Raw genomic sequence first — 14,080 nt, 5'->3', positions numbered from 1 at the left:
ACAACTCCTTTATTTGGTTTCATACCATGTTGGTCCTGAAGCAAAATCTGCTTTTAACGGTACTTGTAATTGGATACAATTTGCCATTACTTCAGGCACCAGTTTTTCCAATGTTGCAATTTCTTCTTCTGGCGCTTCGAAAATTAATTCATCATGTACTTGTAATAGCATTTTTGCTTGTAATTGATGTTCTTCTAACGCTTTTGCCATATCAATCATAGCCTTTTTGATGATATCTGCAGCACTGCCTTGGATTGGTGTATTCATCGCTGTACGTTCCGCGAAACTACGTAAATTGAAATTTGAACTATTTAGATCAGGTAAATAACGACGACGGTTTAATATGGTTGTAACATAACCATTTTTCTTTGCTTCTTCTACGATATTTTTCATATAGTTCTGAACACCTGGGAAACTTTCGAAATAGCGTTCGATAAAATCAGCTGCTTCTTTTCGTGTGATGTTCAAGTTTTGTGATAGCCCATAATCACTAATTCCATACACTATTCCAAAATTAACTGCTTTTGCTGCACGTCTCATATTCGAGGTGACATCTTCAGCCGCTACATGGAAAACATCCATTGCTGTTTTCATATGAATATCCATTCCATGATTAAAAGCACTGATTAAGTTTTCATCATTAGACATATCTGCAAGTACTCGTAATTCAATTTGTGAATAATCGGCAGCGAACATTTTCCAACCATCATGAGAAGGTACAAACGCTTGGCGAATTTTACGACCTTCTTCTAATCGTACTGGAATGTTTTGCAAGTTTGGATCAGTTGAACTTAGGCGGCCTGTTGAAGTTAATGCTTGTTGATAGCGGGTATGAATTTTTTGATCCTCTTCATGAATTACCTTCAATAATCCTTCAATATATGTTGATTGCAACTTTCCTAATTGACGGTATTGTAAAATATGTTGAATAATTTCATGCTCAGGCGCTAGTTTTTCTAATACATCAGCAGCTGTTGAATAACCTGTCTTCGTTTTTTTGATAACAGGTAATCCAAGTTTTTCAAATAATATAACACCTAGTTGTTTAGGCGAATTAATATTAAATTTTTCTCCTGCGCTTTTGTAAATATCTTCTTCAAAGTCTTTCAACTTAGAAGTTAGTTCTGCGCCCATTGCAACTAAACGATTCCGATCTACTGAAACACCATAGCTTTCCATTTGGCTAAGGATTGATGCTAAAGGCAATTCTAGATTGCGGAACAAATCATATTGTTCGTTTTCTTTTAAACGCCCTTCAAGTTTTGATTGCAAATTAAAAACAGCTGTTGCTTTACGGCCTGTATGCTCTGCAATAACATTTTGTTCAGGGATTGTTTTTTTCGCACCTTTGCCGTAGATAACATCATTTGAATGAACATCTGTATAACCAAATTCTTTTGCAACGGCAGCTACATCGTCTGAAGACATTGCAGGATTAACTATATATGCAGCTAATAATAGATCGAATTCAATACCCTTTAATTTGATACCACTGCGTAAAAGGGCAGATTGTGTTGCTTTTGAATCGAATAGGAACTTTTTCTTTGTATCATCTTCAAGCCATGAGACGAAATCTTGAGATTCTAACGCTTTTTCAAAAGGAATGTAAAAAGCTGTTTCTCCTGCTGTAAGAGCAATTCCAAATCTTTCACAAGTGTGATAGTGTTCGTCCTCTAATTCTAAATGCATAGCCATAGGACTCGTTAATTGATTTTCCAATAATTCTTCTACGACTTCGAAATTTAACTCAGCAGTTTCTTTAGCTTCTGATTCATAACTACTTTTTTCAATTAAAGATTTGAAAGAGAGATCTTGCCATAGAGCAAATAATGTATCGACGTCTGGTCCTTCATATGATAAATCATCAATATTAACTTCGATAGGTGCTTCACGGTTAATCGTCGCAAGTTGTTTACTCATTTTCGCCTGTGCCTCGTTATTCACAAGCTTTTCTTTTAATTTTGCTCCACTTACTTCATCAATATGGTCATATACTTCTTCAACTGTTGGAAATTGAGTCAGTAGTTTAATCGCTGTTTTTTCTCCGACACCAGGAACTCCAGGGATATTATCAGATGAATCGCCCATTAATCCCTTCATGTCGATAATTTGATGTGGTGTCAGACCATATTTTTCACCTATATGTTCAGGCGTATAGTGTTCAATATCTGTCATACCTTTTCTGGTAATATAAACAGTTGTATTATCTGACGCTAATTGTGTTAAGTCTTTATCACCCGACACGATAATTACTTCAAGACCTTGTTCATCAGCTTGTTTACTTAATGTACCAATAATATCATCTGCTTCATACATTTCTAATTCGTATTGTTTGATTTGATAAGCATCTAGTAATTTTCGTAAGTATGGAAATTGCTCTGATAATTCAGGTGGTGTCTTTTGTCTTCCACCCTTATATTCTGAATATGTCTTATGTCGGAAGGTTGTTTTTCCAGCATCAAATGCGACTAGCATTTTTGTTGGTTTTTCTTCCTCTAATATTTTTTGTAGCATTGTTGTAAATCCATAAACTGCATTTGTATGGATGCCATGATCATTTGTTAATAACGGCAGCGCAAAGAACGCTCGATACGCCAAACTATTACCATCTAATAAAAGCAATTTTTCCTTTGTCATAATGGCACACTCCTAAAATAATTGAATCGATTATTCTTTCAATTCATTTTTTGTCCTAATTTAGATATACATTAGTTATTTCTCATTATATATTTTACCATGCATGTAATAGGAAAGGAAAAGAGTGGCTATATAAAACACGAAAAAACGTTCGGTTTTCTGTCAAAAAGAAAAGAGAGCGCTATAAAACAGCGACTCTCTTAAAAAAAATAAATTTGAAGGGGGCTTCGATTATTAGTATAAAGCCCCACTTTGAAGTGTATATGAATCAATTGTTAAGACATTGTAAAGGCTTTTATAATTCAAAGCTTTTAATTGCTTTTATTGATTAATTGTATAGGGAATTATGGATGTATATCCAAATTGAGTAATTGATTCTCTATTTAGACTTTCGGAAAAATAAGACGCATTGTTGTTCCTTTTCCAACAACACTATCAACTTGAATTTTCCCATGATGTGCTTCTACTAAATGTTTCACAATTGCTAATCCTAATCCCGTTCCACCAGAGTTTCGACTTCGCGCTTTGTCTACACGATAAAATCGTTCAAATATACGTGGAATTTCTTCCTTGCTAATACCAATTCCTTCATCGGAGATTTCCAAAATCGCATTCTGACCTTTCTCATATAGATGAACAGTAATTTTCGTGTTCTCCAGTGAATAGTTGATCGCATTGGCCATTAAATTCATAAATACTTGAACTAAGCGATAGGGATCACCATTAATAAAGACTTCCTCATCAATTTGTGCTTCAAACTGCATATTTTTTTCTTCTATTCTTTGATGTGTCATTTCTATTGTTCTAACAATCACATCACGTAAATTTGTCTTTTCCATATTAACCGTAAAACCTGTTTTTTCAATCTTGGATAAATCTAGCAAATCATTCACGAGTATCTGTAAACGATTGCTTTCTTTGTTCATGATTTCTAAAAAGCTAAGTAAAGTTTCTTGGTCTTTGTACGCTCCATCTAAAAGTGTTTCAGAGAAACCTTTGATTGATGTAATAGGTGTTCTAAGCTCATGAGATACATTCGCTACAAAATCTTTTCGAATCTGTTCCAACATTTTCAAGTCAGTTATGTCATGCATAACAATTACGACGCCAAGCCATAGTCCATGCTCACCTACGACTGGAGCACCATAGACTTCCATATCACGATATTCCTGTTGAATTTTAATGTGTATTTGTTTTCTATAGGGTACTTCTGTCATGAAGACATAATCCACGAATTCTTCTAACTCATGAGGCAACCCTAATTCACGAAAAAGCTGGCTTTGTACATCTTCATATTGCTGATCGAATAACTCAGTGAAGAATCTATTGACAATAGTAATATCCCCTTCTCTACCAATCATGATCAGTGCACTACCCATATTTTCAATTAATGTCTTTAATCGTTCCTGTTCAATTTCACGTACAATCATGATATCTTGCAAGTTTCTAGCCAATCCATTTACTGCTTTACTTAACCGTAAAGTTGGAGAGCCTGTTATCTCAAATGCACGAGCACGGTAATTCCCTTTTGCTAGCTCAAAAGCAGTCATCATGACATTATCAATCGGTTGCGATAAATTTTTGATAAGACGAGCTGTAACAACAATTAATATGATAAAGGTGATAACAAAGACTATAGCAAGTAAAATCCATAGTTGTAGTCGTATATCACTTAGATCTTGAACTTTTGTTTGAAATGTTAAGGAGTTTAGAATTTCATTTTTTTGTGAACTTGTAAAATCGATATGTTGTTCTTCTAAAACATGAAGAACATTTTCTTTTGATTGTTCCATATTTGTTCCTATAGAATCTTTCACTAAAAGAGGGAAAAGCTGACCTAAAGTAAAACCAAGGCCAGCTAACGTAATAATGTACAATAAACTAAAAGAAAATAATAAACGGAATCGTAATGACTGTATCAATTTTTTGGCTCCTCAAATTTATAACCTAGTCCGCGAATTGTTTTAATAAACTTCGGTTTTCGGCTATTTTCTTCAATTTGATCACGCAAATGACTAATATGCACATCTACTATACGCGTATCACCCGCAAAGTCATAATGCCACACAGCACTTAATAATTGATCACGTGTTAAAACTCGATTTTTATTTTCTAAAAGGTATAACAATAATTCAAACTCTTTAGGTGTAAATTCTAATAAATTGTTATCTAAAAACGCTTCAAAACGATCTGGATAAACATTTAAATGACCAATATGGTATGATTTCTCACCTGTATGTTGTTCTTCTACTTGAGGTTCATCAATTACTTTTGAACGTCTTAATACAGCTTTTACACGTGCCATTACTTCTCTAGGACTAAATGGTTTAGTCATATAATCATCTGCACCCAGCTCAAGACCAAGTACTTTATCAAATTCGTCATCTTTTGCTGTAAGCATAATAATAGGTGTATTGATTTTTTTCATACGTAATTCTTTACAAACTTCCATACCATCTAATTTCGGCAACATTAAATCTAGCAGGATTAAATCTGGCTTTTCTGTAATCGCTTTGTTTAATCCATCTTGTCCATCGTTTGCTGTAACGACTTCATAACCTGCTTGTTTTAAATTATATTGTAATAATGTCGCAATAGATATTTCATCTTCTACTACTAAAATTTTATTAGTCATTTTATATGCCTCCGCAGTTGATTTGAAACCCCCATCTCAAATCTGTTGCTTCTCAGTTGTAAATTATTTTGGATGAATTGGTGGGACTGCTATAACTGTTCCCTCTAACACGATTTCTTCATTACTATTTATTCCTTCTACCCTTACTATTATATCACGACTAACTAAGTCAATTTGCTCTACAATTAGTTGTATTTGAACCGTTTCATAGTGGTACAAAGGTTTTGGAAATTGAAACGATTGTTCCCGGATATACGATCCAGCACCCGGTAAATACTTTGAAACGGCTGATGTCACAATTCCTATTAACATCACAGTTGGTACTACTGGTTTTTCATAAGCGGTTTGAGCAGCATAGTCATGTTGTATGTACAAAGGATTATTATCATTTGTTATTCCCAAGTATAATAACAAATCTTTATCCTCAATTTTTTCTGTAAGCTGAATCGATTCCCCGACTGATAATTCTTCAAGCTGTTTGCCCAGCTTTCTTTTTTTATCAAGTAACACAGGATTCCCCCTTTGAAGTATTCAGTAAGTTTATAGTATCAATAAACAGAGGAAAAATCGAGTGTGAAGACGAGATTAATTTTAGTTCGCTCTAAATTATTTGAACACCTCAGTTAACAACATTAAAGAAACTATATAAAAAAAATCGGAAAGGCAACAACCTTTCCGATCAATTGGAGAGAAATAATTAAGCAAGAACATTCATTACGTTTTTAACTGCTTCAGCAGAGTTGTCTAGAGCTGTTTTTTCTTCTGCAGTTAATTCTAATTCAATGATTTGTTCGATACCATTTCCACCTAGAACTGTTGGTACACCTAGGTAAATACCATCGTAACCATATTCGCCTTCTAAGTATGCAATTGATGGTAATATACGACGTTGATCTTTAAGAATAGCTTCTGCCATTTCTACTAGAGCCGCTGATGGAGCATAGTATGCAGAACCGTTACCTAGTAAGTTTACGATTTCTCCACCACCAGTACGAGTTCGAGCAACGATTTCATCTAAACGTTCTTTAGAAATTAAAGTTTCTAGTGGAATACCACCTGCATAAGAGAAGCGAGTAAGCGGTACCATTGTATCACCGTGACCACCAAGCACGAAGCCAGTTATGTCTTTAACTGATAAGTTTAATTCTTCTGCTACGAAAGTACGGAAACGAGCTGTATCCAGTACACCTGATTGACCGATTACGCGGTTTTTAGGAAAACCCGATTCTTTGTAAACAGTGTAAGTCATAGCATCAACTGGGTTTGTTAATACAATGATTGTTGTATTTGGAGAATATTTAACAATTTCGCCAGTTACAGACTTCATCACTTTCTGGTTGATTTGAACTAAGTCATCACGTGTCATACCAGGTTTACGCGCAACACCAGCAGTAATGATGACCACATCAGAATCTTTAGTATCTTCGTAATTTGAAGTACCGATGATGTGAGAATCAAAACCTTGTATTGGAGCAGCTTCAGCCATATCTAAAGCTTTACCTTTGGTTGGGCTTTCAGCTTGAGGGATATCAACAAGAACAACATCTCCAAGTTCTTTTTGAGCCAATAAGAATGCAGAAGTAGCACCAGTGAAGCCGGCACCGATTACAGAAATCTTTTTACGATTAGAAGCCATTATAAAAACTCTCCCTTTTATTTATAATGTAAAAAGGGAAAAGGGATTAAATCCCTTTTCCCTTTTTCAAGTTCAAGCTAATTTGAATTAAAGATTTTTGATCAATTCGTTAGCGAATTCAGAACATTTTACTTCAGTAGCGCCATCCATTAGACGTGCAAAGTCATAAGTTACGACTTTAGAAGCAATTGTTTTTTCAACTGAAGCAGTGATCATGTCAGCAGCTTCTTTCCATCCTAAGTGTTCAAGCATAAGTACGCCTGAAAGAAGTACTGAAGATGGGTTTACTTTATCTAAACCAGTGTATTTAGGAGCTGTACCATGAGTAGCTTCGAAAATAGCATGACCAGTTACATAGTTAATGTTAGCTCCTGGAGCAATACCAATACCACCAACTTGAGCAGCAAGTGCATCAGAGATATAGTCACCGTTTAAGTTCATTGTTGCAACAACATCGAACTCTTTTGGACGAGTTAAGATTTGTTGTAAGAAGATATCAGCGATTGAATCTTTAACTAAGATTTTGCCAGCAGCTAAAGCATCTGCTTGAGCTTTGTCAGCAGCTTCTTGACCTTGTTCAGCTTTAATAGCATCATATTGGTTCCAAGTGAAAGTTTGATCAGGGAATTCATTTTCAGCTACAGCATAACCCCAGCCTTTGAATGCACCTTCAGTGAATTTCATAATGTTACCTTTGTGTACTAAAGTAAGTGATTCGCGGCCTTCTTTGATTGCATAGTTGATAGCAGCACGTACAAGACGTTCTGTACCTTCTTTTGATACTGGTTTAATACCGATACCAGAAGTTTCTGGGAAGCGAATTTTGTTTACTCCCATTTCATTTTGAAGGAAGTTAATAACTTTTTTCACATCATCTGAACCTTCTTGATATTCGATACCAGCATAGATATCTTCAGTGTTTTCACGGAAGATTACCATGTCAATATCATCTGGGCGTTTAACTGGAGATGGAACACCTTCAAAGTGACGCACTGGACGTAAGCAAACATATAAGTCAAGTTGTTGACGTAATGCTACGTTAAGTGAACGGATACCTCCACCGATTGGTGTTGTAAGAGGTCCTTTAATAGCGATTAAATATTCATTGATTTTATCTAAAGTTTCTTGAGGTAACCATTCGCCAGTTGTGTCGAATGCTTTTTGACCAGCTAAAACTTCAAGCCATTGAATTTTCTTTTCGCCATTATAAGCTTTCTCTACTGAAGCATCAATTACACGTGAAGCAGCTGCCCAGATATCAGGACCGATTCCGTCACCTTCAATAAATGGAATAACAGGGTTGTTTGGTACGTTTAGTACACCGTTTTCTACTACGATTTTCTCGTTAGACATTTTGTTCCTTGCCTCCTATATTCATACACGTAGGGCAGGAGCTAAATTAGCGCTGCCCTTCGATATTACCATTATAACAATTATCTTTCTTCAACTGGTACATATTTTTGCATACCAGGTCCAACATATTCTGCACGTGGACGAATTAAACGGTTGTTAGCATATTGTTCTAAGATATGTGCTACCCAACCAGATACACGTGATACAGCGAATACTGGAGTGAATAAATCATGATCAATACCTAGTGAATCGTAAACTGATGCTGAGAAGAAGTCTACGTTTGCAGGTAAATGTTTTTGTTCTACGATCATGTCGTGGATTTTAACTGACATTTCGTAAAGTTCAGGTTTACCTGTTAGTTTAGTCAATTTTTCAGACATTAAACGTAAGTGTTTTGCACGAGGGTCACCTTTACGATATACACGGTGTCCGAATCCCATGACTTTTTCTTTGTTGTCTAATTTGTTTTGGATATAAGACTCAACGTTTTCAACTGAACCGATTTCTGACAACATTTTCATCACTTGTTCATTTGCGCCACCGTGAAGAGGTCCTTTAAGAGCACCAATTGCTGCAGTAACACCAGAATACATATCAGATAATGTAGCTACACATACACGAGCAGTGAATGTAGATGCATTTAATTCATGGTCAGCATGAAGAACTAATGCTTTGTTGAAAGCTTCTTCTTCGATTGGTTGTGGTTCTTTACCAGTTAGCATGTACAAGAAGTTAGCCGCATATGATAAATCTTTTTTCGGTGCAACTGGTTCTTTACCAGCACGGATACGACCAAATGCAGTAACTACTGTTGCCATACGAGCTTGTAATTTGATAGCTTTACGGTAGTTAGCTTCATCTGACATAACTTCTGCATCTTCATCATATAAAGCTAATAAAGATACTACTGTACGTAGAGCTGCCATTGGATGAACAGATTTAAGATCGTAAGTTTTGAAGTGGTCTAATACTGCTTGTGGCACTTCCATATTTTCAGCTAGTTGTTGTTTTAACTCAGCTAATTCGTCTGCTTTTGGTAAACGTGTGTGCCATAGTAAGTAAACTACCTCTTCAAAAGATGCGTTTTCTGCTAAATCATCAATGTTATAGCCTACATATGTAAGAGTATCATCAATGATTGAGCTAATCTTAGTTTCTGCTGCTACAACGCCTTCTAAACCTTTAGTTGTTGCCATTATATCTCGCTCCTTTTTCGGTTTTAAAGTAGTGTAAAAATCAAATTTTGACACTTCAATAATCAATATGAACCTATAAGTAAATCGCTTACAATTGCTATTATAATAAATTTTGACGGCTTTGTGAATGAAAAACCCTCATTTTATAGAAAAACGACTTTATGAAGAATATTACAGTTTTTTTTAGAAGATATTAAAATTATTAAGAAAACATAAATTGGTAAACAAGGAAGCTGGTGTCCATATTTTTAAGTTTTCGGATAAAAACATCATAAATAACATAAAGTTATGGAGTTTTGTGCTTTTTTTAATTCTTTTTGCTTGGCTTATACTTCCAGTAACATTAGCTATTGTCTTCGCTTATTTTCTGTCACCTATGCTTCAATTATTCCATAAACGATTAAAATTACCTTCATTTATTTCTGCACTTCTAATCGAAATATTAATGGTCATAGGGTTAGCAGTGGTACTATTATTCCTCGCCACGGTACTCATAGATACACTTCCTGTCCTAAAAGAAAATTTATCTGAAGCTTCTTCATTCATTCATATTCCTACTGCAATCATAATTCAAATAAGAGAGCAATTATTTGAACTATTCGATATAATGTTGAGCAAAATTTTTCAATCTATACAAGATATAATGCAACATCTTGTAGAAATCACTATTTTTATCGTTGCATTTTACTTCGCATTATACGAAACGAGCAGGAATAGACATTGGTTTTTTGTCTATATTCCTGCTCGTTTCAGAAAACCGATTCGTAATATTTTCGAAGAGGCTACAACATTATTTAGTTATTTCATCTCAGTTGAAGTACGCTTATTATTAATTACATTTGCGTTACTATCAATAGGATTTTATATTCTCGATTTTTCTCAACCTGTTGGCAAAGCTTTACTTGTTTCAATCTGTGATTTCTTGCCTTTTTTAGGTATCGGAATCTTCTTAATCCCAATTAGTATTATTTTCATGACGACAGGGAAAATTGCACTTGGGATTCAATTACTCATTTTATTTGCAGTAATTCAACTTACAAGACAATTTGCTGAATCTATGATGTGGGCGTCTACCATGCAAATTCGCTCGGTACACGCCTTCATCTTAAGTGCGATTAGCTTACTACTATTTGGTGTAGCAGGAATAATCATAAGCCCATTTATATTATTGATTGCAGTTAAATTGCAAAGACATCCTATTTTTGCATCAAAATAATTTGTCCTTTTTTCATTTTTTTACGAAGCCAATAATAAATAGCTGGTTTAAATAGCTTCCTAGTTGCTGGAATTACCAATAATATACCAATAATATCTGAGATAAAACCAGGTAGAACGAGTACAATGGAACCGATAAATATTAACACACCATCAATAATCGCATCTCCTGGCGCTTGCCCTCTTTCTATTGTGGTTTTTAATTGTCGGAAGGCATTAATACCTTTTGTTTTAGCTAGATATATACCTAGCATACCTGTTAAGACAATTAATAATAGGGTTGGAAATGCCCCTATTAGCTTTCCAGATATTAAAACAACAGTAATTTCAATAATAGGTACTAATATTAATAACATCAAAAATTTCCGCATTGTTTTCACCTCTTCTTTAGGTTTCAAATAGATATAAAATCTATATGAATGCGGTTTGAATTAAAGAATTCTGGAAGATCCATAGTAGATTACGCCTGATACGGCATCCATTGAAACTTCTTGATTATTTTTTATAAGTTTAGTCGCATCTTTTACGCCTACAATTACAGGGATACCTAGGCTTAATCCGACAACTGCGGCATGGCTTGTTAATCCGCCTTCTTCTGTAATCAAACCTGCACATTTCGAAATAGCAGGCATCATATCACGATCCGATCCAATAGTCACAATAATTCGGCCTGTAGTATCTTCTGCTAATGCTTCTGCTGCATTACGAACAACAAGTGCCTTACCAATTGCAGTAGATTTACCGATACCTTGACCTTTTGTAAGCATATCTCCAATTACATGTAGTTTCATCAAGTTTGTTGTACCTGCCTCTCCGACTGGTACTCCTGCTGTGATTACAACTAAATCGCCGTGTTTTACATAACCTTTATCTAAACTTTGTTGGACAACTTGTTCTAATACTTCATCTGTCGAAGTCACTTGAGGAGCTACAATTGGAATGACGCCCCATACTAGTGCAAGGTTGCGGCATACTTCATCTGAAGATGTCATTGCGATGATTGGTACACCTGGACGATATTTTGCAATCATTTTAGCTGTATTTCCACTTTCAGTAGGTGCTAAAATAGCCGATACTTGAAGGTTCAAAGATGTATGGGCAACAGCTTGACTGATTGCTTCAGTCATGTTGGAGCCTTTTTCTTTACTTCGTTCATTTACAATTCGTTTATGATCTAAAGTTTCTTCAATTCTGCTCGCAATTTTATCCATTGTTTTTACAGATTCTACAGGATAAAGTCCTGCTGCTGTTTCACCAGATAGCATGATTGCATCTGTACCATCAAGAATAGCATTCGCTACGTCACTTGCTTCTGCACGAGTTGGGCGTGGGTTACGTTGCATCGAATCTAACATTTGAGTAGCAGTAATAACTGGTTTACCCGCTTTATTGCATTTATGGATTAAGCCTTTTTGAACAACTGGTACTTCTTCTGCTGGAATTTCTACTCCTAGATCACCACGAGCAACCATTAAACCATCCGATACTTGGATAATTTCATCGATATTATCGACACCTTCTTGGTTTTCGATTTTCGGAATGATATGAATATGAGTAGCACCATTTTCTTCAAGTAGTTTACGGATTTCCATAACATCTGATGGACGACGTACAAATGATGCAGCAATAAAGTCTACTTTTTGTTCAATACCAAATAAAATATCTTGAGCATCTTTTTCTGTAATACCTGGAAGTTGAACAGAAACACCTGGAACATTAACACCTTTTTTATTTTTTAATACACCTGCATTTTCAACCGATGTATGAATTATTCCTGCTTGTTTATCAATACCTTTTACATGTAATTCAATCAACCCATCATCGAGTAAAATAACAGAGCCAACTTGTACATCTTCGATTAGTCTCTCATAAGTAATTGAGAAAACTTCTTTGTTTCCAAGAACCTCTGTCATTGAAATATCAATGTTTTGTCCTGTAACAAGTTCAATTGCTCCATCTTCCATATTATGTGTACGGATTTCAGGTCCTTTAGTATCGAGTAAAATAGCTACAACTTTGCCAGTATTTTTCGCTGCTTCACGAATCGCTTGAATACGTACTGCATGTTCCTCATGGCTACCATGTGAAAAGTTCAAGCGGGCAACATTCATACCTGCTTCGATTAATGAAACTAATGTTTCTTGTGATTCACTTGCTGGTCCAATTGTGCAGACAATTTTTGTTTTTCTCATTGATATACCACTCCATTTTATTAGATCGATAATTCTTTCGATAAGCTATACATTGATAACTCCGCTTTATGCTCTTTGTTAAAGGCCTCTTTCAAATCATAGTCTACCACCTCATGATTACGAATGCCAATAGCTACACCTCCGCGGTCTTCCATTAAAACTTCAACCGCTTTTGCACCAAGTTGACTTGCAAGTACACGGTCTCTTGCAGTCGGTGAACCTCCACGTTGAATATGTCCTAAGACTGAGACACGTGTTTCAATGTTGGCTTTTTCTATTAATATTTTTGCTAGTTCTCCGCCTGACATTACACCTTCTGCAACAATAATAATACTATGCTTTTTACCACGTTCATGACCTTGTTCTAATCGTTTTACTAAGCCATCTATATCGTTTGGTACTTCCGGGATGATGATTGTTTCAGCACCTCCTGCAAGCCCTGCCCAAAGCGCTAGATCACCTGCATCACGTCCCATTACTTCGATGATAAATGAACGTTCATGAGAAGTTGCTGTATCACGAATTTTATCGATACAATCAATCACAGTGTTTAATGCTGTATCAAAACCAATTGTATAGTCTGTGCCTGGAATATCATTATCAATTGTTCCCGGTACACCGATACATGGGAAACCTTTATTAGTTAGTTCAAGCGCCCCACGGTAAGAACCGTCACCACCAATAACAACAAGTCCTTCGATTCCACGTTTTCTTAATTGTTCGATAGCCTTTTCTTGACCTTCAGCTGTTTTAAATTCAGGGCATCGAGCTGAGTATAACATGGTTCCGCCTCGTTGAATAATATCACCCACATCACCTACGCCTAAATCTTTAATATTCCCTTCGATAAGGCCTTGATAACCATGATAAATGCCAGCAACTTCAATTCCATGATAAAGTGCTTTTCTGACAACTGCACGTACAGCAGCGTTCATACCAGGAGCGTCTCCACCACTTGTTAATACGCCTATTTTTTTCATCTGTACCAAACCTCCTGCCAATTCTTCATTAGAACATTTATCCATTTCGACTAATGTTGAGGTAATAAATGCAAAATAATTTACCTATCCATTTCGGCGCCTTCCCCTTTTACTGTTTCCTAAAAAATGAACACTCCAAAATATAATAGCGAACAAAATATTATTTTTACATTAATTATTTCTTTACTCCAACATTCAGTATAGTGCCATATTTATATGTATGGCATTCCAAAATG

The 14,080-nt window shown here is 35.5% G+C and carries 11 protein-coding genes; 1 reads left to right on the top strand and 10 read right to left on the bottom strand.

Annotated elements, in window-relative coordinates; all coding sequences use genetic code 11:
- Window positions 1-9 precede the first annotated feature (9 nt).
- The 7 genes from polA to citZ all read right to left on the bottom strand — a co-directional run bounded on the left by polA (window position 10) and on the right by citZ (window position 9,457).
- Entirely contained in the window at window positions 10-2,637 is a 2,628-nt protein-coding gene (gene polA, locus ABE048_RS07475; RefSeq protein ID WP_430310294.1) for a DNA polymerase I, read from the bottom strand.
- Window positions 2,638-3,020: 383 nt separating this feature from the next.
- A complete protein-coding gene (pnpS, locus tag ABE048_RS07470) occupies window positions 3,021-4,556 on the bottom strand; it encodes a two-component system histidine kinase PnpS (RefSeq protein WP_430310343.1) in 1,536 nt (511 codons plus the stop codon).
- Complete coding sequence (locus ABE048_RS07465) at window positions 4,556-5,272, bottom strand: response regulator transcription factor (protein ID WP_430310293.1); 717 nt, start codon at window positions 5,270-5,272, stop codon at window positions 4,556-4,558. The genes pnpS and ABE048_RS07465 overlap by 1 nt, the downstream gene beginning before the upstream one ends.
- A 63-nt stretch (window positions 5,273-5,335) precedes the next feature.
- The gene (locus ABE048_RS07460) at window positions 5,336-5,782 is read right to left on the bottom strand and encodes a MaoC/PaaZ C-terminal domain-containing protein (protein ID WP_430310291.1); all 447 of its coding nucleotides are present in this window, start codon (window positions 5,780-5,782) and stop codon (window positions 5,336-5,338) included.
- Between the two features lie 187 nt (window positions 5,783-5,969).
- Complete coding sequence (mdh, locus tag ABE048_RS07455; RefSeq protein WP_430310289.1) at window positions 5,970-6,908, bottom strand: malate dehydrogenase; 939 nt, start codon at window positions 6,906-6,908, stop codon at window positions 5,970-5,972.
- Window positions 6,909-6,995: 87 nt separating this feature from the next.
- On the bottom strand, window positions 6,996-8,261 hold the full coding sequence (gene icd / locus ABE048_RS07450; RefSeq protein ID WP_430310288.1) for an NADP-dependent isocitrate dehydrogenase: 1,266 nt from the start codon (window positions 8,259-8,261) through the stop codon (window positions 6,996-6,998).
- 80 nt (window positions 8,262-8,341) lie between these two features.
- A complete protein-coding gene (gene citZ, locus ABE048_RS07445) occupies window positions 8,342-9,457 on the bottom strand; it encodes a citrate synthase (RefSeq protein ID WP_430310286.1) in 1,116 nt (371 codons plus the stop codon).
- Window positions 9,458-9,755: 298 nt separating this feature from the next.
- Here citZ and ABE048_RS07440 point away from each other — a divergent pair, with 298 nt between their 5' ends.
- Window positions 9,756-10,673 (top strand): AI-2E family transporter, encoded by a 918-nt coding sequence (locus tag ABE048_RS07440; RefSeq protein ID WP_430310285.1) that lies wholly within the window; start codon window positions 9,756-9,758, stop codon window positions 10,671-10,673.
- On the opposite strand, the gene ABE048_RS07435 is transcribed toward ABE048_RS07440, so the two are convergent.
- The 3 genes from ABE048_RS07435 to pfkA are packed head-to-tail and all read right to left on the bottom strand — an operon-like array spanning window position 10,654 to window position 13,844.
- The gene (locus ABE048_RS07435; protein WP_430310283.1) at window positions 10,654-11,043 is read right to left on the bottom strand and encodes an FxsA family protein; all 390 of its coding nucleotides are present in this window, start codon (window positions 11,041-11,043) and stop codon (window positions 10,654-10,656) included. The genes ABE048_RS07440 and ABE048_RS07435 overlap by 20 nt on opposite strands.
- A 60-nt stretch (window positions 11,044-11,103) precedes the next feature.
- Window positions 11,104-12,864 carry a pyruvate kinase gene (pyk, locus tag ABE048_RS07430; RefSeq protein WP_430310282.1) on the bottom strand — a complete coding sequence of 587 codons (1,761 nt, stop codon included), beginning with the start codon at window positions 12,862-12,864 and terminating at the stop codon, window positions 11,104-11,106.
- Between the two features lie 20 nt (window positions 12,865-12,884).
- The gene (pfkA, locus tag ABE048_RS07425; protein ID WP_430310280.1) at window positions 12,885-13,844 is read right to left on the bottom strand and encodes a 6-phosphofructokinase; all 960 of its coding nucleotides are present in this window, start codon (window positions 13,842-13,844) and stop codon (window positions 12,885-12,887) included.
- Window positions 13,845-14,080 lie beyond the last annotated feature (236 nt).

This window comes from Rummeliibacillus pycnus, from assembly GCF_050459865.1.
Taxonomy (GTDB): domain Bacteria; phylum Bacillota; class Bacilli; order Bacillales_A; family Planococcaceae; genus Rummeliibacillus; species Rummeliibacillus pycnus_B.
This window is presented reverse-complemented; position numbering and strand designations above follow the sequence as displayed.